Source organism: Bacillus sp. NP247, assembly GCF_018966865.1.
Lineage (GTDB): Bacteria > Bacillota > Bacilli > Bacillales > Bacillaceae_G > Bacillus_A.
On the sequence record NZ_CP076653.1, the window covers coordinates 923,450 to 944,848 of the forward strand.

The following is a 21,399-nucleotide window of genomic DNA, read 5'->3' on the forward strand; positions in this document are numbered from 1 at the left end:
CATGGCATGGGAGATTTTTAGCATCATAGGCACAATCGCCTTCGCACTAAGCGGAGCCATTGTTGCAATGGAAGAAGATTATGATATTTTCGGGGTATATATTTTAGGAATGGCAACCGCATTTGGGGGAGGTGCCCTTCGTAATTTATTAATCGGTTATCCAATCGTCGCATTTTGGCAACAAGACATGTTATTCCAAATCGCACTATTATCAATGACGATTATTTTTCTTTTTCCAAATAAATTAATTAGACAGTGGAAAAAATGGGAAAACATCACGGACGCCATCGGTTTATCAGCATTCGCTGTACAAGGAGCACTCTATGCTCAAAAACTAGATTTACCAATTAGCGCTACAATCGTAGCTGCTGTTTTAACAGGCATCGGCGGCGGTATTATCCGCGACCTTTTAGCTCGTAGAAAACCTCTTGTCCTCCGAGCTGAAGTATATGCGTTTTGGACGATTTTAGCAGGTTTCTTAATTGGCGCTAAAATTATCGTTAGCGATTGGGCTTTATACACCTTATTCATTTTAATTGTTTGCTTCCGCATGATTTCTATTCATTACAAATGGCATTTACCGCATAGACGTATCGATACAAAGGAACGTTCAATGCATAAATAACACTCTAACCTCTTTACATATCGTAAAGAGGTTTTTCTTTTCTAACGAGTTTTTCTTTACATAATGTTTATACTAATTTTTAAAGCGAGGTGAATACCAATGACAAACCATGTTAACAAAGGTGCTCAAAAAAGCTCAGTAAACCAATTTGGACACGATCCTAATTCAGCACACGAAAAGAGCGCTAAAATGGAACGCTTCCATAAATCTCACCAAGAAAAAGAAAAAAAAGAATAAACGAACTTATGCACAAAAAACAGACGCACAGTTTATGTACTGTGCGTCTCCTCTTCCAACATTAAATCAACACTTGATATTCCAATTAAATCATACTTATCATACGTATCTTCTTGCAACAACCGCATAGCCTGTGTGCGAATTGATTTTTCAACAATATTCCGTACGTACCGCCCATTACTAAACGATGTAATTTGCGACGAATACTTTACAGCATGTAAATGATCTCTAAATTTCCACTCAGCTTCCTTTGATAACTGGTATTCACGCTCTTCATACATTCTCTTTCCAATTTCCAACAACTGATTTACCGAGTAATCCGCAAATTCAATAATAAATGGAAAACGAGATTGTAATCCTGGATTTAATGAAAGAAAATGATTCATCTCTCTTGAATATCCAGCTAAAATTAATACAAAACCGTGCTGCTTATCTTCCATATGCTTCACAAGTGTATCAATAGCTTCCTTCCCAAAATCCTTCTCTCCACCCCGCGCTAATGAATACGCTTCATCAATAAATAAAATCCCTCCCATAGCCTTCTTTATTAAATCTCTCGTCTTTTGCGCTGTATGACCGATATACTCACCTACAAGATCAGCACGTTCAGCTTCAACTAAATGCCCCTTCGATAAAATATTCATCTCAAACAACAATTTTCCTATCATTCTAGCAACGGTTGTCTTCCCAGTACCGGGATTCCCCCTAAATAACATGTGAAGCACTTGCTTCTCAGACTTCAACCCCACCTCTTGCCTTTTTTTATTTACATAAATCCAAGCATAAATTTCTTTTATTATCTTTTTTATATCATCCATCCCAACAAGTTTTCCCATCTCTTCTTCAATTCTCTGCAACATCTCATGTTTAGTAGTGGTTTCACTTGAAATTACCGTTTGATTTTCTGATGCCGGTAACGAAATTTTTTTTCGATGGTTTAATACAATATTAATTTGATTGTTATTTTTCTTACGCATCGATTGTTCCATACAATCACCTCATTTTATCCACTCACCAAATATTATTATTCCAGTCCCTCTTGCAAATGCCTATTTTCAGAAAAGTTTGCTATAATATAAGAAATAATTAAGGTGGTGGGACTATGGAAACAACGGAATTCCATGATACAATACAAGCCTTTTCTATTTTTTTATTGAATAAAGGCCGAAAGTCTTCAACCATTAAACGTTACGTTTATGACATTGAAGATTTTGGACATTGGTTAGAAAAAAACAAAAAGCTCCCTTCCAGTAATATATGGGCAACACTTTGTACAAAAGACTATGAAGATTACTTTTCAGACTTAAAAAAGAATCGACACTACTCTGAGAAAACAATGCATCGCGTATTTATTGTATTAAATAGAATGCATCATTTTCTTAACATTCCAAATCCATTAAAGAATATGGAAATTACTATTCAACCAAACCGTTCATTGCGTAATGAAGATTTCATTTCATCCGATGAAGAAAAAAGATTAAAGCATATAGTCACTTCATTAGAAGGACTTTCAGAAAAACAACGTCCTGTTCGTCCGTTATTAATGGATCGTAATATTTCTATTTTAAGTCTATTAATCGATTACGGACTATCCTTACAGGAACTTACAGCACTAGCTATGCATCACGTTCATTTCGAAACTAATACACTTTCTATTCCAGCAACCGCAGGCGTAGAAAGAACAATCACATTAGCAACCGAAGACAAAAAACAACTGTACACATATTATAAAAGTATTCCAGAACCAGTTCGTCCTAAATACCATAGTAATGACCCATTGTTTGTTGCATTCGATTTTAACCGCGGAACATACAGATGGGTATACGAAAACGACGCACCAAAAGCACTAACAGAAATCGCTATCCAAAAAATGATCCGACTTGAAGTAGCAAGAGCGAATTTACGCAAAGGAATCTCAGGACAACACTTTCGCAACACCTATATTTTAAACTTAATAAAAAAAGAAACGCCGGAATCAGAAATTATAAAACTAGCTGGATTCAAATCAAAAATTTCACTAAAACGATATTATAAATACGCAGAAAATAGAAAAAACGCCTTATTGTAAGGCGTTTTTTCTATTTTCTCTTTAAACAAAAAATTTTACTATGACCATTTAACTAATTTTTGCATCTACTATGATGAGTTTCATTCACATTCTCATTAGAAAGGAGAGATTTAATGTCTCGTTATGACGACAGTCAAAACAAATTCTCCAAACCATGCTTTCCAAGTAGCGCCGGACGAATCTCAAACACACCATCCATCCCAATTTCTAAAGCACAAATTAGAACATTTCGAGCGATTATTAACGATTTAATTAAAATAATCCCAAAGCTTTTCGCCAATCCGTCTCCTAAAAACATCGAAGATCTAATTGATACTTTAAACCTACTAAGTAAATTCATCTGTTCGCTAGACGCTACTTCCTCCCTGAAAGCGCAAGGATTAGCTATTATAAAAAACTTAATAACTACATTAAAAAATCCAACCTTCGTACCGGATGCTGTATTTGTTGAACTCCAAATTTTAATTAATTATTTACTTTACATCACAAAGTTATTCCGAATCGATCATTGTACACTCCAAGAACTCCTTAAATTAATTGCAGAGTTACAAACTACTCTAGTTAATTCAGCTTCGTTCGGCAGAGGGCCTACAGGGCCTACTGGACCAGCTGGAGCTACGGGTGCCACTGGGTCTCGAGGTAATACGGGGGCTACGGGTGTCACTGGACCTCAAGGTAACACGGGCGCTACTGGGCCTCGAGGTAATACGGGCGCTACCGGACCTCAAGGTAATACAGGCGCTCAAGGCAACACAGGTGCTACCGGCGCTACTGGACCTCAAGGTAATACAGGCGCGCAAGGTAACACGGGCGCTACCGGACCTCAAGGTAATACAGGCGCTCAAGGTAACACGGGCGCTACTGGACCTCAAGGTAATACGGGCGCTCAAGGCAACACAGGTGCTACCGGCGCTACTGGACCTCAAGGTAATACAGGCGCTCAAGGTAATACGGGCACTCAAGGCAACACGGGCGCTACCGGACCTCAAGGTAATACAGGCGCTCAAGGTAACACGGGCGCTACCGGACCTCAAGGTAATACAGGCGCTCAAGGTAACACGGGCGCTACTGGACCTCAAGGCAATACTGGCGCTCAGGGTAACACAGGTGCTACTGGACCTCAAGGTACTACTGGTGCTCAAGGTAACACGGGCGCTACCGGCACCACTGGACCTCAAGGCAATACTGGTGCTCAAGGTAACACGGGCGCTACTGGTGCCACTGGACCTCAAGGTAATACGGGCGCTCAGGGTAACACAGGCGCTACTGGTGCTACTGGACCTCAAGGCAATACTGGTGCTCAAGGTAACACGGGCGCTACCGGACCTCAAGGCAATACTGGCGCTCAAGGCAACACGGGGGCCACTGGCGCTACTGGTGCTACTGGACCTCAAGGCAATACTGGTGCTCAAGGTAACACGGGCGCTACCGGACCTCAAGGCAATACTGGCGCTCAAGGCAACACGGGGGCCACTGGCGCTACTGGACCTCAAGGCAATACTGGCGCTCAAGGCAACACAGGTGCTACCGGCGCTACCGGACCTCAAGGTAATACGGGCGCTCAAGGTAACACGGGCGCTACTGGACCTCAAGGTAATACAGGCGCGCAAGGTAACACGGGTGCCACTGGTGCTACCGGACCTCAAGGCAATACTGGTGCTCAAGGTAACACGGGTGCTACCGGCACCACTGGACCTCAAGGTAATACAGGCGCTCAAGGTAACACGGGCGCTACTGGACCTCAAGGTAATACAGGCGCGCAAGGTAACACGGGTGCCACTGGTGCTACCGGACCTCAAGGCAACACGGGCGCTACCGGCGCTACTGGACCTCAAGGTAATACGGGCACTCAAGGTAACACGGGGGCCACTGGTGCTACCGGACCTCAAGGCAATACTGGTGCTCAAGGTAACACGGGTGCTACCGGCACCACTGGACCTCAAGGCAATACTGGTGCTCAAGGTAACACGGGTGCTACCGGCACCACTGGACCTCAAGGCAATACTGGTGCTCAAGGTAACACTGGCGCTACTGGTGCCACTGGACCTCAAGGTAATACGGGCGCTCAGGGTAACACAGGCGCTACTGGTGCTACTGGACCTCAAGGCAATACTGGTGCTCAAGGTAACACGGGCGCTACCGGACCTCAAGGTAATACAGGCGCTCAAGGTAACACGGGCGCTACTGGACCTCAAGGCAATACTGGGGCTCAGGGTAACACAGGTGCTACTGGACCTCAAGGTACTACTGGTGCTCAAGGTAACACGGGCGCTACCGGCACCACTGGACCTCAAGGCAATACTGGTGCTCAAGGTAACACGGGCGCTACTGGTGCCACTGGACCTCAAGGTAATACGGGCGCTCAGGGTAACACAGGCGCTACTGGTGCTACTGGACCTCAAGGCAATACTGGTGCTCAAGGTAACACGGGCGCTACCGGACCTCAAGGCAATACTGGCGCTCAAGGCAACACGGGGGCCACTGGCGCTACTGGTGCTACTGGACCTCAAGGCAATACTGGTGCTCAAGGTAACACGGGCGCTACCGGACCTCAAGGCAATACTGGCGCTCAAGGCAACACGGGGGCCACTGGCGCTACTGGACCTCAAGGCAATACTGGTGCTCAAGGTAACACGGGCGCGCAAGGTAACACGGGTGCCACTGGTGCTACCGGACCTCAAGGCAACACGGGCGCTACCGGCGCTACTGGACCTCAAGGTAATACGGGCACTCAAGGCAACACGGGCGCTACCGGAACTCAAGGTAATACAGGCGCTCAAGGTAACACGGGGGCCACTGGTGCTACCGGACCTCAAGGCAATACTGGTGCTCAAGGTAACACGGGTGCTACCGGCACCACTGGACCTCAAGGCAATACTGGTGCTCAAGGTAACACGGGTGCTACCGGCACCACTGGACCTCAAGGCAATACTGGTGCTCAAGGTAACACTGGCGCTACTGGTGCCACTGGACCTCAAGGTAATACGGGGGCTCAGGGTAACACAGGCGCTACTGGTGCTACTGGACCTCAAGGCAATACTGGTGCTCAAGGTAACACAGGCGCTACCGGACCTCAAGGCAATACTGGCGCTCAGGGTAACACAGGTGCTACCGGCGCTACTGGACCTCAAGGTAATACAGGCGCGCAAGGTAATACGGGCACTCAAGGCAACACGGGTGCTACCGGCACCACTGGACCTCAAGGTAATACAGGCGCTCAAGGTAACACGGGCGCTACCGGACCTCAAGGTAATACGGGCGCTCAAGGTAACACAGGGGCTACCGGCGCTACTGGACCTCAAGGTGATACAGGCGCGCAAGGTAACACGGGTGCCACTGGCGCTACTGGGCCTCGAGGTAATACGGGCGCTCAAGGCAACACGGGTGCCACTGGCGCTACTGGACCTCAAGGCAATACTGGCGCTCAAGGTAACACGGGCGCTACCGGCGCTACTGGACCTCAAGGCAATACTGGCGCTCAGGGTAACACGGGTGCCACTGGCGCTACTGGGCCTCAAGGTAATACAGGCGCTCAAGGTAACACGGGCGCTACTGGACCTCAAGGTAATACGGGCGCTCAAGGCAACACAGGTGCTACCGGCGCTACTGGACCTCAAGGTAATACAGGCGCGCAAGGTAACACAGGCGCTACTGGACCTCAAGGTAATACAGGCGCGCAAGGTAACACAGGCGCTACTGGACCTCAAGGCAATACTGGTGCTCAGGGTAACACAGGTGCTACTGGACCTCAAGGTACTACTGGTGCTCAAGGTAACACGGGCGCTACTGGACCTCAAGGCAATACTGGTGCTCAAGGTAACACGGGTGCTACCGGCACCACTGGACCTCAAGGCAATACTGGTGCTCAAGGTAACACAGGCGCTACTGGTGCCACTGGACCTCAAGGTAATACGGGGGCTCAGGGTAACACAGGCGCTACTGGTGCTACTGGACCTCAAGGCAATACTGGTGCTCAAGGTAACACAGGCGCTACCGGACCTCAAGGCAATACGGGCGCTCAGGGTAACACAGGCGCTACCGGTGCCACTGGACCTCAAGGTAATACGGGCGCTCAGGGTAATACAGGGGCTCAAGGTAACACGGGGGCTACCGGCGCTATTGGACCTCGAGGCAACACGGGCGCTACTGGACCTCAAGGCAATACAGGCGCTCAGGGTAACACGGGCACTACTGGACCTCAAGGTAATACGGGCGCTCAAGGTAACACGGGCGCTACTGGTCCTCGAGGCAACACGGGCACTACTGGACCTCAAGGTAATACGGGGGCTACCGGAACTCAAGGTAATACAGGCGCTCAAGGTAACACGGGCGCTACCGGAACTCAAGGCAATACTGGCGCTCAGGGTAACACAGGCGCTACCGGCGCTACTGGTATCGGAGTTACTGGACCAACTGGACCGACGGGGCCTTCTGGCGGGCCGACTGGACCTCAAGGGAATACTGGCGCTCAAGGTAACACAGGTGCTACTGGACCTCAAGGCAATACTGGTGCTCAAGGTAACACGGGCGCTACCGGCGCTACCGGGCCTCAAGGGAATACGGGCGCTCAAGGGAATACGGGCGCTCAAGGACCGACTGGTGCTACTGGCGCTACTGGAATTGGCGTTACAGGACCGACTGGCCCGACTGGAACTGGTTTCCCAGTAGCAACAATTGTCGTTACAAACAACATTCAACAAACAGTACTCCAATTTAATAACTTTATCTTTAGTACTGCAATTAACGTAAACAATATTATCTTTAACGGCACAAATACAGTTACTGTTATCAACGCTGGTATTTATGTAATTAGCGTATCCATTTCTACAACTGCGCCAGGATGTGCTCCACTTGGAGTAGGAATTTCAATTAATGGGGCAGTCGCAACTGACAACTTCTCTTCAAATCTAATAGGCGACTCACTTTCCTTTACAACAATTGAAACTTTAGCGGCTGGCACAAATCTTTCTGTCCAATCTACTCTTAACGAGATTACAATTCCTGCAACCGGAAACACTAACATCAGGCTAACTGTATTTAGAATCGCTTAAATTTCAATCTTATGCAGTTAATAACAAATAAAAAAAGAGCGAGTTCTCTCGCTCTTTTTTGTTATGTACAGTTAATTACTATTCTAATTCAATGGAAACATTTTTTTGAGGTACAAATGTAGAAATTGCATGTTTATAAATAAGCTGTTGCTTACCTTCTGTTTCCAGTAGGACTGTAAAGTTATCAAAACCTTTAATTAATCCACGAAGCTGGAAACCATTTAATAAGTACAGCGTAACGAACGTATTTTCTTTACGGAGTTGATTTAAAAACTGATCTTGAATATTGATTGATTGCTTCATGTCGAATCCTCCTCTTTTTCTCTACTTACTATTATTCGACTTTAGTTGTAACTTTCCTTCTATGTATCGTAAAATTTCTGACGTTTTTTCACCATCAGTAACATCGAACCACGCGACATCCATTTTATTACGGAACCACGTTAATTGACGTTTGGCATAACGGCGTGAATTCGTCTTTAATTGTGATACCGATTCTTCTAAAGAGACACGATTCTCAAAATAATCATATAGCTCTTTATAACCAATCGCCTGAATAGATTGACACTCTCGCACTCCTCTTTCATGCAGACCTTTTACTTCCTCTAATAAACCTTGTTCAATCATTAGGTCAACACGCAAGTTAATGCGATCGTATAGCATTTCTCGATCCATTGTCAAGCCAATTAATGAAACATCGTACAGTAACTCGTTTTCTTGTTTTTCGAGCTGGTTACTCATTTTTTCACCCGTCGTGTGAAAAATTTCTAACGCCCGAATAACACGCCTTACATTATTGGCATGAATACGCTCTGCACTTTCTGGATCTACTTCTTGCAACTTTTTATGTACATATTCCACACCGTGTTCTAGTGCCAACTTTTCCATCTGTTCTCGGTATGTAGCGTCCCCAGCCTCATCTGTAAACTGGTAATCGAATAGAACAGATTGTATATAGAGACCGGTTCCACCAACAATAATTGGTAATTTCCCGCGCTCTGTAATTTCTCGAATGCACTTACGGACACGTTCTTGAAATTCCGCCACAGAAAATGAATCTTCCGGATTTTTTATATCAATCATATAATGCGGAATTCCGTCCATCTCATCTATCGTCACCTTTGCAGTCCCGATATCCATCGTACGATAAATTTGCATGGAATCACCACTAATAATCTCACCATTCAACGCTTTTGCAAGATCGATACTTAATTTCGTCTTCCCGACAGCAGTTGGCCCAATGATGACAGCAACTTTTTCGCGTTGCACTTCTCCCATATCATTCAACTCTCTTTATGTAATATACTCCATCTATTGATTATACCCAATCTTACCAATTTTAACGGCATGATTGCAAGTTCTTTGAATCCAGTACATGAAATTACACATAAAAAAAGAGCATAGCTTGTCCAATTCTGCATATACATGATAAAAAATAGCTCGGAGAGGGTGCCATGACTATGAAACAAGCGACTATCGATTTTCCATTATTAATAAAAGACCTTATTTTAGCTACCGCTACAAAAGAACAAAATTGTTCACAAGAAGAATTATACTTCGCACTAAATTGTTTACTACGTTCCTTTCATTCTACTCTTCAAGAAACAGCGTTACATCCAGAAAATAAAAATACAGAGTATATGCAAACTCAATTTTGCACCGCGTATAAAATTATTACAGGCAAAACAATTTACCCTTTTCAATAATTCTTATATAAAAAAAGCGGCCGCTTAGACATTTTCAAGCAGCCGTTTTTTGTTTTAATAAATTATTTTATAACTTTCACTTTAACGGATTTACGACCCCAACTATCAGCAGTGCTATCTGAACCAACTAAAACATCAATACGGTTTCCTTTAATCGCACCACCAGTATCTCCAGCAATCGCTTCTCCATATCCTTCCACCCACACTTTTGATCCGAGAGGAATTACTTTCGGATCAACAGCAATAACTTTCATATTTGGGTTCGCTGTTAAATCATGCCCCATCGCAGTTAACACACGACCACCATATGTGCCATTTTCACCCGGATTCGCTGTGTAAGCTGTCGCTTCTACTGTTATTTCACGACCACCAGCAGGTTCACTTGTTTCAGTAGATTTCGCCACTGGTTTAGCTGCCGGCTTCGCTTGCGCTACTGGTTTACTTGATGCTCCACTTTTAACTGATTCTTTTCCGTTAACTGCCGTATCATTTTTAACCGCCGTTTTCACCTTAGTTGGTGCTTCAGCTTGAGCTGGAACTTCTTTTCTTTCAATAACAGGTGCTGTACCTGTTAAAAATGGTACGTGAACATACGCCGCTTTCCCACCATATTCGAATTGTAACCATTCGTTTTGTACTTGATTTGTCGTTTCAATCAAGTCATCTTTTTTAAGCGTGCCCAGAATTTCTGAATCAGTACTCGCTCCAGCACGAACGTTTAATACGTTTGCTGTTACATAATAAGAACTTTTCGTAAACTCAGCACTTACAAACGCTTCTTTGCCATCTAATTTAATTTTGGACCATCCGTTTTCTGTATTTATAACATCTAATTTATTTCCACTTAACATTTTACCTACAAGCTTTGATTCTACAGTTGGGTTTTCTCTAACGTTTAATACATCTGTTGTTACAATCGTTTCTGCTTTAGCAGAACCTGCAAAAATCCCAAGACCAAAAACTGCTGCTGTTGCTATACCTAATAATTTTTTCATGAATAGCCTCCATTTGCTTTGTTTTCGTGTTCTCATTATAGCAACAGTTTTTTGTAGAATTTCGAAAATCACACAATTACAAAGCATTCGTAATAAACGATTAATGATTTGTAACATAAATTTCCATATTAAAGAATTGTATTCCCACCAAAATTAGCAATAGTTTTCATATATTTCTCACACATTAGTATAAGAATTTTTTTCCAAAAAAAATTACAGTATTACTCTTTTGTTACAAAAAAATCACTTTTTATTACATCTTTTACCAAAATCCATCATAATCCAATTATTAAATTACTTTTTGTAATGAAAAAGGAACAACTCCTATTAGCTGTCCCTTTTTATCTTTTATTTAGCTTTCTTCTTCCAAACCCCTATCATAATAGCTGAAACAATCGTCCCAATTAATATAGAGAAAATATATAGCAACGGTTTATTCACTAATGCGATAACAAACAATCCACCATGCGGTGCCGGCAATGTAATTTGGAATAACATAGATAAGGCACCCGCGATGCTTGAACCAACAACACAGCTTACAATTACACGCACCGGATCGGCAACGGCAAATGGAATAGCACCTTCTGTAATAAACGACGCTCCCATAATATAATTTGTTAAACCAGATTTACGTTCCGCTTCAGTAAACTTCGATTTAAAGAATGTAGTTGCAAATGCAATTGCAAGTGGCGGTACCATACCACCAGCCATAACAGCAGAGTGCACTCCAAAGTTCTGTGCTTCTATTGCAGCAATACCAAATGTAAATGCAGCTTTATTAATTGGACCACCCATATCAATTGCCATCATGCCACCTAAAATAAGGCCTAATAATATAGCATTCGTACCACTCAAACCATTTAACCATCCTGTTAACATTTCATTTAATGCTACTACAGGCGGGTTTACTACTTTTTGCATTACAACTCCTGTAATTAACAATCCAAAGACTGGATATAACAAAACAGGTTTAATTCCTTCTAACTGTACTGGTAATCCTGAAAACAATCTTTTCAATCCTAAAACAACATAGCCAGCTAAGAAACCAGCAATTAATCCGCCTAAAAATCCAGCATTCGCTTGTGCTGCTAAAAATCCACCGACAACGCCAGGCATAAAACCAGGTCGATCAGCAATAGAACTTGCAATAAATCCAGCTAAAATAGGTACAAGGAATAAAAAGGCTCCTTTTTCTCCACCGCCAATATTCATTAATATTTCAGCAATAGGACCTTCCGCCTTAATTCCACCGAACATAAATGCTAATGCAATTAAAATTCCGCCACCAACAACGAATGGAAGCATATTACTTACACCGCTCATTAAATGCTTATAAATTCCTAACCCTTTTTCTTTCTCTGTACTTTCTGTCTTCCCATCTTCTTTTATTCCTTTAAAGATTGGTGCGTCTTGTTTTACAGCTCGATTAAGAAGTGTTTCCGTTTTTCTAATCCCATCAGCGACTGGCACTTGAATAACATGTTTTCCAGCAAAACGGTTCATTTCTACTTGTTTATCTGCCGCAACAATTATAGCTGTCGCTCGTTCAATGTCTTCTTTCGTTAAACCGTTCTTTACACCTGTTGATCCATTCGTTTCAACTTTAATCGCAATCCCTAATTCTGCCGCTTTTGCTTTTAAACTATCCGCAGCCATGTATGTGTGAGCGATTCCAGTCGGGCAAGCCGTAACTGCTAATACGTACGGTTCATTCCCTTCCGGCTTTGCTACTTCAACTTCAACTTCTTCTTCTTCTTTTTCATTCTCTTTTTCATCAAATAAACGGAGAAGTTCATCCTCATCCTTCGCTTCTAACAATTGCTTGCGAAACCCTTCATCCATCAATAACGTAGAGAGACGAGATAACGTTTCTAAATGAGTATTATTTGCCCCTTCACTCGCAGCAATCATAAAGAATAAATGCGCAGGCTGTCCGTCAAGCGATTCATAGTTGATACCGCTTACACTTCTACCAAAACAAATCGATGGTTGCTTAACAGCTTTTGTTTTCGCATGAGGTATTGCGATACCTTCCCCAATTCCAGTCGTACTTTGGGACTCTCGCTTTAAAATAGCTTCTTTAAATTCATCCTTATTATTTAAACGATCGGCACCACTTAATTTCTCAACTAATTCATCTATGACAGCTTCTTTATTTGAAGCTGTCAAATTCATAATGATCGTATCCCTTTTTAATAGTTCTGTAATTTTCATATGTTGTTTCCCCCTATCGCTTTGTAACAATTACTTGCGACAATAATTCTTCTACTTTTTCCTTTTTACATAAATCTGCCGAAAATGCTGTTGCACTCCCTGTTGCAACGCCATATTGGAATGCCTTTTCAATATCTTTTGTCTGTTCATATTTACCTATAAACCCTGCAACAAGAGAATCTCCTGCCCCAACTGAATTAATTACAACACCTTTTGGAACAGTTGCTTCATATATACCTTCTGCCGTAAATAATAAAGCTCCATCTCCCGCCATTGATACAATAACGTGCTCTACACCTTGTTCGATTAATTTTTTTCCATACGGTAAAATGTCTTCTACTGTTGAAAGCTCCACTCCGAATAACTCACCAAGTTCATGATGGTTTGGTTTAATTAAAAATGGCTTATTTTTAATTACATGCTGCAGTGCACTTCCACTTGCATCTACTACTACACGAATACCTTTTTCCGCTCCAAACGCAGCAATTGATTCATAAAAGGTATTTGGAATAGAGGCTGGTACACTTCCAGCAAGTACCACACAATCTCCAGATTGCATATTTTCAATTTTTTTCATTAACTGGCCAAACTGCTCTTTTGTCACAATAGGACCTTGTCCATTTAATTCTGTTTCTTCTTTCCCCTTTATTTTCACATTAATTCGAGTATCTTCATCTACTTGGACAAAGTTTGTTGTTACCCCTTCATCATGTAATACATCTTTAATAAATTGACCAGTAAATCCACCAGTAAATCCAAGTGCTACATTTTCAACACCTAAGCGATGAAGAACACGAGAAACATTAATCCCTTTCCCTCCAGGAAACTTCATATCTTTTTCTGCTCGATTTACTGTTCCTAAATCAAAAAAATTAACTTGTACTACATAATCAATAGATGGGTTTAAAGTAACTGTATAGATCATTGTTTATCAGCCTCAATTACATTGGTTTGTTGTTTATATTTTTCTAAATCAATTTCTAAATGATTTGTAATAATATTTGCATCTTCAACATTTGCAATTTTCGCAAACGCAACTTCTGAAAACTTACTTTCATCAATTAAGAAATATCCTTCGTTCGCTAATGTTAGTGCCATTTGTTTTAAGAGTGCCTCTTCTGGATCTGGCGTTGTAAAACCAAGCTGTTCATGTACACCATTCGCTCCTAAAAAACATTTATCAAAGCGATATTTCTGCATACTTTCTTGCGCCATTGCACCAATTAAAGCTTTCGTCCTACTCTTCATCATTCCGCCTAGTAAATACGCACGAATATTATTTTCAACTAAAGCTTCAATATGCATAAGTCCGTTCGTAACGACAGTAACATCTTTATTTATTAAAAATGGAATCATTTCAAATGTTGTACTTCCTGCATCTAAATAAATGCAATCACCTTGTTCAACAACGCTAGCCGCATACTTAGCAATTTGTTGTTTTATTTGAATGTTTTTGGATGATTTTTCAACCATCGTTGGCTCCTGTCCTTTTCCTGTTAAAACAGAGGCTCCGCCATGAACTCTTTTTAATAACCTTTGCTTTTCCAATTGTGCTAAATCACGACGTATTGTTGATTCAGAGCTTTCTGTTCTTTCAACTAATTGCTGTAATTTAACTACTTTCTGTTCTTTTACAAGTTGCAATATCATTTGATGACGTTCAGGAGTTAACATTTTATTCACCTCTTCTTTGATTACAGTATAATGAAAACGATCACAAAAATCAACCATAAACAATCAAAAATAATCATAATCATTCAAAAAAACGATTGCAAATAACAAAAAGAAACCTATTTGATACAATAATCAAATAGGTTTCTTCTTTCAATCCACTTATAGAGAAGCTTTATATATATTTAGAACATCATCTTTATTTAGTTTTTTAAAGTTACCAAATTCACCATAAGCCATCGCTTTATCCGCCATTAAATCAATTTCATTTTCTCCAATACCGTAATCAGCTAATGTCGCTGGTCCTTCAATTGAAGTCCAAAATTGACGTAACGCCTCAATTCCTTCTAATGCAACTTCTCGATCTGTCTTCCCATCTGTTTCTACGTCGAATACACGAATAGCGAACTGTTCAAAACGACTCACATTTTCATCTACAACATGCTTCATCCAATTTGGGAATAGAATTGCAAGGCCGCCCCCGTGCGGTATATCATGAACAGCAGAAACTGCATGCTCAATATTATGAGTTGCCCAGTCTCCTTTTACTCCCATCGCTAAAATGCCGTTTAACGCCATCGTTCCGCAATATAATATTGTTTCCCTATGCTCATAATTTTCTAAATCACTTAAAAGCTTAGGAGCTGTTTCAATGACTGTTCTTAAAATAGATTCACAATAACGATCTTGTAGTTCTGTATTTGTTCCATGATGGAAATATTGTTCTAATACGTGTGACATAATATCTACCATACCGTAAATTGTTTGATCTTTCGGTACAGACGCAGTATGAACTGGATCTAAGATTGAAAACTGCGGGAAAGTAACTGGACTACCCCATCCATACTTTTCATTCGTTTCCCAGTTTGTAATTACTGAGCCTGCATTCATTTCAGAACCTGTCGCCGCAAGAGTAAGTACAGTACCAAATGGTAACGCCTCGCCAGCGAATGCTTTTTTCGTTACAATATCCCACACATCTCCATCATATTTACTGCCAGCAGCAATCGCTTTTGTACAGTCGATTACACTTCCACCACCAACTGCTAAAATAAATTCAACTCCATTGTCTTTACAAATTTGAATTCCTTTCTTTACAGTTGATAAACGTGGATTCGGTTCAACACCAGTTAATTCAAATACTTCCGCATTTATTTCCTGTAAAATAGAAATTACATTTTCATGAATACCGTTTCTTTTAATACTTCCTCCTCCATATACGAGAAGAACTTTTTTACCGAACTGCGGAATTTCAGTCTTTAACTGCTCCAATTGTCCTTTACCAAAAATAAGTTTTGTTGGATTACGAAATACAAAATTTTGCATATACCTTTACCATCCCTTCCATATGAAAAGCAACTATACTTTTGTATACCACACTTTTTTAATTTCACAAACAAATTTGCTTAACAAAAAAACCCCAGCCTTTAGGCTGAGGTTTTTTATTGATAATAAGGTGAGATCATTAAGTAAACAATAACACCAGATAAGCTCACATATAACCAAATCGGCATCGTCCAACGTACAATTTTACGGTGACGTGTTAATTGATTCGTAAAACCAAATACAAGTGCAAATAATGCAAGTGGTACAATAATTGCCGCAAGGATAATATGTGTAATTAAAATGATGAAATACACATATTTAATGAAACCTTCTCCACCGAAATGCGTTGCCGGTGCCAAGTAATGATACGATAAATATGACACACAAAATAATAAAGTCGTTGTAAATGCCGCAAGAATAAAACCGCGGTGCATCTTTACATTCTTTTTAATAATAGAAAATAAAGCTGCTAATAAGAATACAAACGTAAAGCTATTAAAGATTGCATTTAACATTGGTAAGATAGTTACATCAAAATGTACTTCTCCTTCATAGCCAACAGGTCCAAAGAACAAAAATAAAATAATCGCATTTACAATTACAGAAAGCGTTATCACAATAGGAGCATAGCTTTTCTGACTTGTTGATTGATCCACCAAAATGGTCACTCCCTCTTCCTTCAAATATGTATACGTAACCTCACTATTTTAACATATTATTCACAGTGTAAATGTGACAATAGTTTGACACAGTAAGACAAAACAAAGAAAAAATCCTTCTTAACAATACTTCTTAAGAAGGATTTTATCGCTTTATTATTTAAATAGCAATCCGATTAGTTTTTATTAAAAAACGTATTGCTATACGCTTGATATATTTCAGACACTTGATATCCCATTAATGAAATTGCTGTTAATGAAAAGAAACCAATCATAAGAAATCGAAACCACATATAAATCTCCTCCTTGTATTTAGCTTAAAAAGCGTTGGCTACATAACAAGTTGGATGGCATTCTTCTTCATCACTTTCCTTCTTCTTCACAATCGCCGTTATAAAACGAATCATAAAGAATATAACAAAAGGAATTTGTTTATCATTTATATTGGCATAGTTTAGCAACGGTTCTCGTTGCACATCGAACGGGGATGAGAAGGAATAGAACATACCTTGCTCTTCCATATATACGATTACAATTTTCATACAAAATACTATCCCAAGAAACGAAACAATATCTTGCCAATCCGTCGTATATAGCAAATTATAAAGCTCCAATACGTACTCTTCCATCATCATCCCCCCTTCCTTTTTTACCATTTTGCTCGCCTTCGTATAAAAAGTCAAGAAAAAAGTTTATATTCACTATGACAATAGTAATTACTTGTTTCTATGTTTATATATGATTCTTTTATAGCAATGATTGGGTGTAACTCTCTTCCAAAACAATAAATTAGAATCGAACAGATTCTTCCTTTCTACTTTCAGGTTTCAAAACTGTGCTATTTTTATTTCTATTAAGAATAAAATAAGAAAGTATTATAAGAACAGTAACAAGCATCGTTAAAAGCGCTTGCGAACGTAAAGATTCAATTGCTAGCATTGCAACTAAAACTGCTATTATAGCGGCAATTGTAACATACGTTACATACGGGAAAAGCCACATTTTCACTTTCAAATTTTGTTGTTCTACTTTTCCCATTTTTTTACGCATCTTTAAATGTGAAACTGCAATAACGAGATAAACTAGTAATGCGATCCCACCAGATGCATTCACTAAAAATAGAAAGACTTTATCTGGAGATATGTAACTAAAAACAACTCCAATATAAGCGAAGAAAGTTCCAAATAAAACTGCCCGAACTGGAACACCACTACTGCTCAATTTTAAAAATACCTTTGGTGCATCTCCTCTTTCTGCCATCGAAAAAAGCATTCTTGAGTTTGTATATAAGCCCGAATTTAAGCAAGAAAGTACAGCTGTTAAAACGATAAAATTCATAATTTGTGCTGCTGCTGGTATTCCTATATGCTCAAGTACAGCTACAAACGGACTTTTTAGTATGTTTGCTGAATTCCATGGAAGGAGTGTAACAACTACAGCAATAGATCCAATGAAAAATACGAGAATACGCCAAATTACGCTATTTGTTGCTGTTTTTACTGCTTTTACAGGTTCAGCAGACTCACCAGCCGCCACTGCAACAATCTCTGACCCCATAAATGAAAATATAACGACGGTTATTCCAAGCAGAACCGAACTTATCCCATTTGGCATAAATCCCCCTTGCCCTACTAAATTTGAAGTGCCAGGTGCTTCCGTTCCTGGTACAAACCCTAAAATAACAGCAAGTCCAAGACAAAGGAATAAGACAATACTTATTACTTTAATAAAAGAAAACCAATATTCAAATTCTCCAAATGATTTCACCGAAAAAACATTCGTCAACGTTAATAAAATTGTTAACATTAAGCTTAATAACCATAGTGGAATTTGTGGAATCCAGTATTGAATGATACCAGCACCTGCTGTAGCTTCTATTGCAATAACAATTACCCAGAAGAACCAATATAGCCACCCAATTGTATAACCCGCCCATGGACCAATTGCTTCTCGTGCATATGTTGCAAATGAACCACTCGTCGGGTTAATTGCTGCCATTTCTCCCAACATTCTCATGACGAAAATGACTAAAAGTCCTGCTAATGCATATGAAACGATAGAACCTGGTCCTGCTGAATGCACAACTGCACCACTTCCAACAAACAGACCAGCCCCTATTACGCCGCCAATTGAGATCATTGTAATGTGACGTATTTTGAGGTCTTTCTTTAGATTTTTATCCAACTCTTGTACATCCCCTTCCAAACTTAATTTTGAAATTTATGTAAGAGTATTATGCATAAAATCTTGTCCTACACTTTAAAATATATCAAAATATTCTGAATTTAATAATTGTAATTCAACCTCCTACAGAAATTATTACATTAGATTTAATAATTTTCCACACAAAATTGTTGAGAAAATTATAGTCACCTCGAAAAGAAAGAATTTTCAGATATAATTAAATAAACAAGATTATACATCTAGACAACTTTTTGTATAGGAGTGTTGATATGTTAAACAAGTTCAAATTCATTTGTTGTCTTTTAGTAATTTTCTTACTGCTACCACTAGTCCCCTTCCAAACACAAGCTGCAAACAATTTAGGATCAAAACTACTCGTTGGATATTGGCATAACTTTGATAACGGTACTGGCATTATTAAATTAAAAGACGTTTCACCAAAATGGGATGTAATAAATGTATCTTTCGGTGAAACTGGTGGTGATCGTTCCACTGTTGAATTTTCCCCTGTGTATGGTACAGATGCAGAGTTCAAATCTGATATTTCCTATTTAAAAAGTAAAGGAAAAAAAGTGGTTCTTTCAATAGGTGGACAAAATGGGGTCGTTTTACTTCCTGACAATGCTGCTAAGCAACGTTTTATTAATTCCATACAATCTCTTATCGATAAATACGGTTTTGATGGAATAGATATTGACCTTGAATCAGGTATTTACTTAAACGGAAATGACACTAATTTTAAAAACCCGTCAACTCCTCAAATCGTGAATCTTATCTCAGCTATTCGAACAATTTCAGACCATTACGGTCCAGATTTTCTATTAAGCATGGCACCTGAAACAGCTTATGTTCAGGGCGGTTATAGTGCATATGGAAGCATATGGGGTGCATATTTACCAATTATTTACGGAGTGAAAGACAAACTAACGTACATTCACGTTCAACATTCCAATGCTGGTAGCGGCATTGGAATGGACGGTAATAATTATAATCAAGGAACCGCAGACTACGAGGTCGCGATGGCCGATATGCTCTTACATGGATTTCCTGTAGGTGGTAATCCAAATAACATTTTCCCGGCTCTTCGTTCAGATCAAGTAATGATTGGGCTTCCTGCAGCACCGGCAGCAGCTCCAAGCGGTGGATATATTTCTCCAACTGAAATGAAAAAAGCTTTAGATTATATTATTAAAGGAATTCCTTTCGGAGGAAAGTATAAACTTTCTAATCAAAGTGGCTACCCTGCATTTCGTGGTCTAATGTCTTGGTCCATTAATTGGGATGCAAAAAACAACTTTGAATTCTCCAATAACTATAGAACATATTTTGATGCCATTCCCTTGCAAAAATAACAAAAAATAACAATAGGTTATATAAAGTAACCTATTGTTATTTTTTATTTATGTAAATTACTTTTTCACATCCATATCTAAATTATGAAGAGATCCTTCTCCATTTCTTAAATAGCTATTTACGAGACTTAAAAGCAATTTACCACCAACCAACATTGCACGTTCATCAAAATCAAATTGAGGATGATGATGTGGATATGTTGCTCCTATTTCTTCATTACCGGCACCTGTGAAGAAAAATGCTCCTGGAACATGTTCTAAGTAGTATGCAAAATCTTCTCCGCCCATAATAGGTGGAACCTCTAATACACGCTCTCTTCCAAAATCACGCTCTGCAATTTTCATAAAACGATTCGTTTCATCCAAATGATTAATTAATATTGGATATCCACGTTTGTATTGAATATCCACTTCCGCATGGAGTGAATGACAGATTCCCTCTACAATTCGTTTGAATTCTTCTTCTATAAAATCTCTTATTTCAGGATCTAACGTCCGAATTGTTCCTGTAAATGTAGCAGTATCCGCAATAATATTATCCGCTTGACCAGCATTGAATGTACCAACTGTTAATACAGCAGATTGTAACGGATCTACTTTTCTACTAACTAATAGTTGCAACTGATTAATAACTTGCGTCGCAACGATAATGGCATCTACAGTATGATGCGGCATACCTCCGTGACCGCCTCGCCCTTGAATCTTCACTTCAAAAGTATCCGCTGCTGCCATCATCGCTCCAGCCTTCGCACCAACAATTCCTAAGGGCATTTGAGAAGATAGATGTGTACCAAAAACAACATCTACTCCTTCTAAACAACCGTCCTCAATCATAGCAATTGCCCCGCCGGGTTCTTTCTCTTCCGCATGTTGATGTATAAGTACTATTTTTCCAGAAAGCTGGTCTCGGTTATCACTTAATACTTTTGCGACTCCTAAAAGTGTTGCTGTATGTCCATCATGCCCACAAGCATGCATTACACCAGGAACCTTTGATTTATATGAGACTTGTTTTTCATCTTGAATAGGTAGTGCATCAAAATCAGCACGTAACGCTATCGTCTTCCCAGGTATTCCACCTTCAATTACGCCGATTACCCCTCTTCCGCCTACATCCGTTTTCACATCAATACGAAAGCTTTTTAAGACTTCAGCTATTTTTTTCGGTGTTTCTATTTCTTGAAACGATAGCTCTGGGTATTGATGAAAATCTCTTCGCCACGAAACCATTTGATTATATAAACTTTCCAATTCTTTATGCCATGTTTCTATCATAAAAATTCCCCTTTCTTTTTAACAGTTTAAATAAAA

18 protein-coding genes are annotated in these 21,399 nt (G+C 40.0%); 6 read left to right on the forward strand and 12 right to left on the reverse strand.

Translation table 11 applies throughout. The features are described 5' to 3' along the window. Nucleotide 1 precedes the first annotated feature (1 nt). Both KPL75_RS04820 and KPL75_RS04825 read left to right on the forward strand, forming a co-directional pair. The gene (locus KPL75_RS04820; protein ID WP_002146207.1) at nt 2-625 is read left to right on the forward strand and encodes a trimeric intracellular cation channel family protein; all 624 of its coding nucleotides are present in this window, start codon (nt 2-4) and stop codon (nt 623-625) included. A 99-nt stretch (nt 626-724) separates the two neighbouring features. After that, nucleotides 725-862 carry a hypothetical protein gene (locus tag KPL75_RS04825; RefSeq protein WP_000181506.1) on the forward strand — a complete coding sequence of 46 codons (138 nt, stop codon included), beginning with the start codon at nt 725-727 and terminating at the stop codon, nt 860-862. 32 nt (nt 863-894) lie between these two features. On the opposite strand, the gene spoVK is transcribed toward KPL75_RS04825, so the two are convergent. Beyond that, a complete protein-coding gene (spoVK, locus tag KPL75_RS04830) occupies nt 895-1,851 on the reverse strand; it encodes a stage V sporulation protein K (RefSeq protein WP_002146206.1) in 957 nt (318 codons plus the stop codon). A gap of 113 nt (nt 1,852-1,964) precedes the next feature. Between spoVK and KPL75_RS04835 the strand changes: the two genes are divergently transcribed. Together KPL75_RS04835 and KPL75_RS04840 are read left to right on the forward strand one after the other, a co-directional pair. After that, nucleotides 1,965-2,930 (forward strand): tyrosine-type recombinase/integrase, encoded by a 966-nt coding sequence (locus tag KPL75_RS04835; protein ID WP_002146205.1) that lies wholly within the window; start codon nt 1,965-1,967, stop codon nt 2,928-2,930. Between the two features lie 113 nt (nt 2,931-3,043). Beyond that, a complete protein-coding gene (locus KPL75_RS04840; RefSeq protein WP_219921067.1) occupies nt 3,044-7,981 on the forward strand; it encodes a Gly-Xaa-Xaa repeat protein in 4,938 nt (1,645 codons plus the stop codon). A 78-nt stretch (nt 7,982-8,059) separates the two neighbouring features. Here KPL75_RS04840 and hfq read toward each other — a convergent pair whose 3' ends face one another. Together hfq and miaA are read right to left on the reverse strand one after the other, a co-directional pair. Further along, a complete protein-coding gene (hfq, locus tag KPL75_RS04845; protein ID WP_000813896.1) occupies nt 8,060-8,284 on the reverse strand; it encodes an RNA chaperone Hfq in 225 nt (74 codons plus the stop codon). A 21-nt stretch (nt 8,285-8,305) separates the two neighbouring features. Continuing rightward, the gene (gene miaA / locus KPL75_RS04850) at nt 8,306-9,259 is read right to left on the reverse strand and encodes a tRNA (adenosine(37)-N6)-dimethylallyltransferase MiaA (RefSeq protein WP_219919611.1); all 954 of its coding nucleotides are present in this window, start codon (nt 9,257-9,259) and stop codon (nt 8,306-8,308) included. Nucleotides 9,260-9,441: 182 nt separating this feature from the next. On the opposite strand from miaA, the gene KPL75_RS04855 reads away from it, so the two are divergent. After that, nucleotides 9,442-9,687 carry a hypothetical protein gene (locus KPL75_RS04855; protein ID WP_002199601.1) on the forward strand — a complete coding sequence of 82 codons (246 nt, stop codon included), beginning with the start codon at nt 9,442-9,444 and terminating at the stop codon, nt 9,685-9,687. Between the two features lie 62 nt (nt 9,688-9,749). Here the strand turns inward: KPL75_RS04855 and entD are convergent, their stop codons facing one another. The 8 genes from entD to gabP form a co-directional block, all read right to left on the reverse strand. Further along, nucleotides 9,750-10,682: a cell wall-binding protein EntD gene (entD, locus tag KPL75_RS04860; RefSeq protein ID WP_219919612.1), complete on the reverse strand. Its 933-nt coding sequence runs from the start codon at nt 10,680-10,682 to the stop codon at nt 9,750-9,752. 348 nt (nt 10,683-11,030) lie between these two features. Then, entirely contained in the window at nt 11,031-12,896 is a 1,866-nt protein-coding gene (locus KPL75_RS04865; RefSeq protein ID WP_219919613.1) for a PTS fructose transporter subunit IIABC, read from the reverse strand. 13 nt (nt 12,897-12,909) lie between these two features. After that, nucleotides 12,910-13,821 (reverse strand): 1-phosphofructokinase, encoded by a 912-nt coding sequence (pfkB, locus tag KPL75_RS04870; protein ID WP_219919614.1) that lies wholly within the window; start codon nt 13,819-13,821, stop codon nt 12,910-12,912. Then, nucleotides 13,818-14,570, reverse strand: a complete 753-nt coding sequence (locus tag KPL75_RS04875; RefSeq protein WP_219919615.1) for a DeoR/GlpR family DNA-binding transcription regulator — start codon at nt 14,568-14,570, stop codon at nt 13,818-13,820. The genes pfkB and KPL75_RS04875 overlap by 4 nt, the downstream gene beginning before the upstream one ends. Nucleotides 14,571-14,729: 159 nt before the next feature. Further along, nucleotides 14,730-15,893: an iron-containing alcohol dehydrogenase gene (locus KPL75_RS04880; RefSeq protein WP_219919616.1), complete on the reverse strand. Its 1,164-nt coding sequence runs from the start codon at nt 15,891-15,893 to the stop codon at nt 14,730-14,732. A gap of 116 nt (nt 15,894-16,009) precedes the next feature. Then, complete coding sequence (locus KPL75_RS04885) at nt 16,010-16,552, reverse strand: DUF420 domain-containing protein (RefSeq protein ID WP_219919617.1); 543 nt, start codon at nt 16,550-16,552, stop codon at nt 16,010-16,012. A gap of 317 nt (nt 16,553-16,869) precedes the next feature. Next, nucleotides 16,870-17,208 (reverse strand): hypothetical protein, encoded by a 339-nt coding sequence (locus KPL75_RS04890; protein WP_219919618.1) that lies wholly within the window; start codon nt 17,206-17,208, stop codon nt 16,870-16,872. 133 nt (nt 17,209-17,341) lie between these two features. Next, complete coding sequence (gabP, locus tag KPL75_RS04895) at nt 17,342-18,736, reverse strand: GABA permease (protein WP_219919619.1); 1,395 nt, start codon at nt 18,734-18,736, stop codon at nt 17,342-17,344. Nucleotides 18,737-19,005: 269 nt separating this feature from the next. Here gabP and KPL75_RS04900 point away from each other — a divergent pair, with 269 nt between their 5' ends. Next, nucleotides 19,006-20,088, forward strand: a complete 1,083-nt coding sequence (locus KPL75_RS04900; protein ID WP_219919620.1) for a chitinase — start codon at nt 19,006-19,008, stop codon at nt 20,086-20,088. A gap of 57 nt (nt 20,089-20,145) precedes the next feature. On the opposite strand, the gene KPL75_RS04905 is transcribed toward KPL75_RS04900, so the two are convergent. Further along, nucleotides 20,146-21,363, reverse strand: coding sequence for an amidohydrolase (locus KPL75_RS04905; RefSeq protein WP_219919621.1), 1,218 nt, complete (start codon nt 21,361-21,363; stop codon nt 20,146-20,148). Nucleotides 21,364-21,399: the final 36 nt, after the last annotated feature.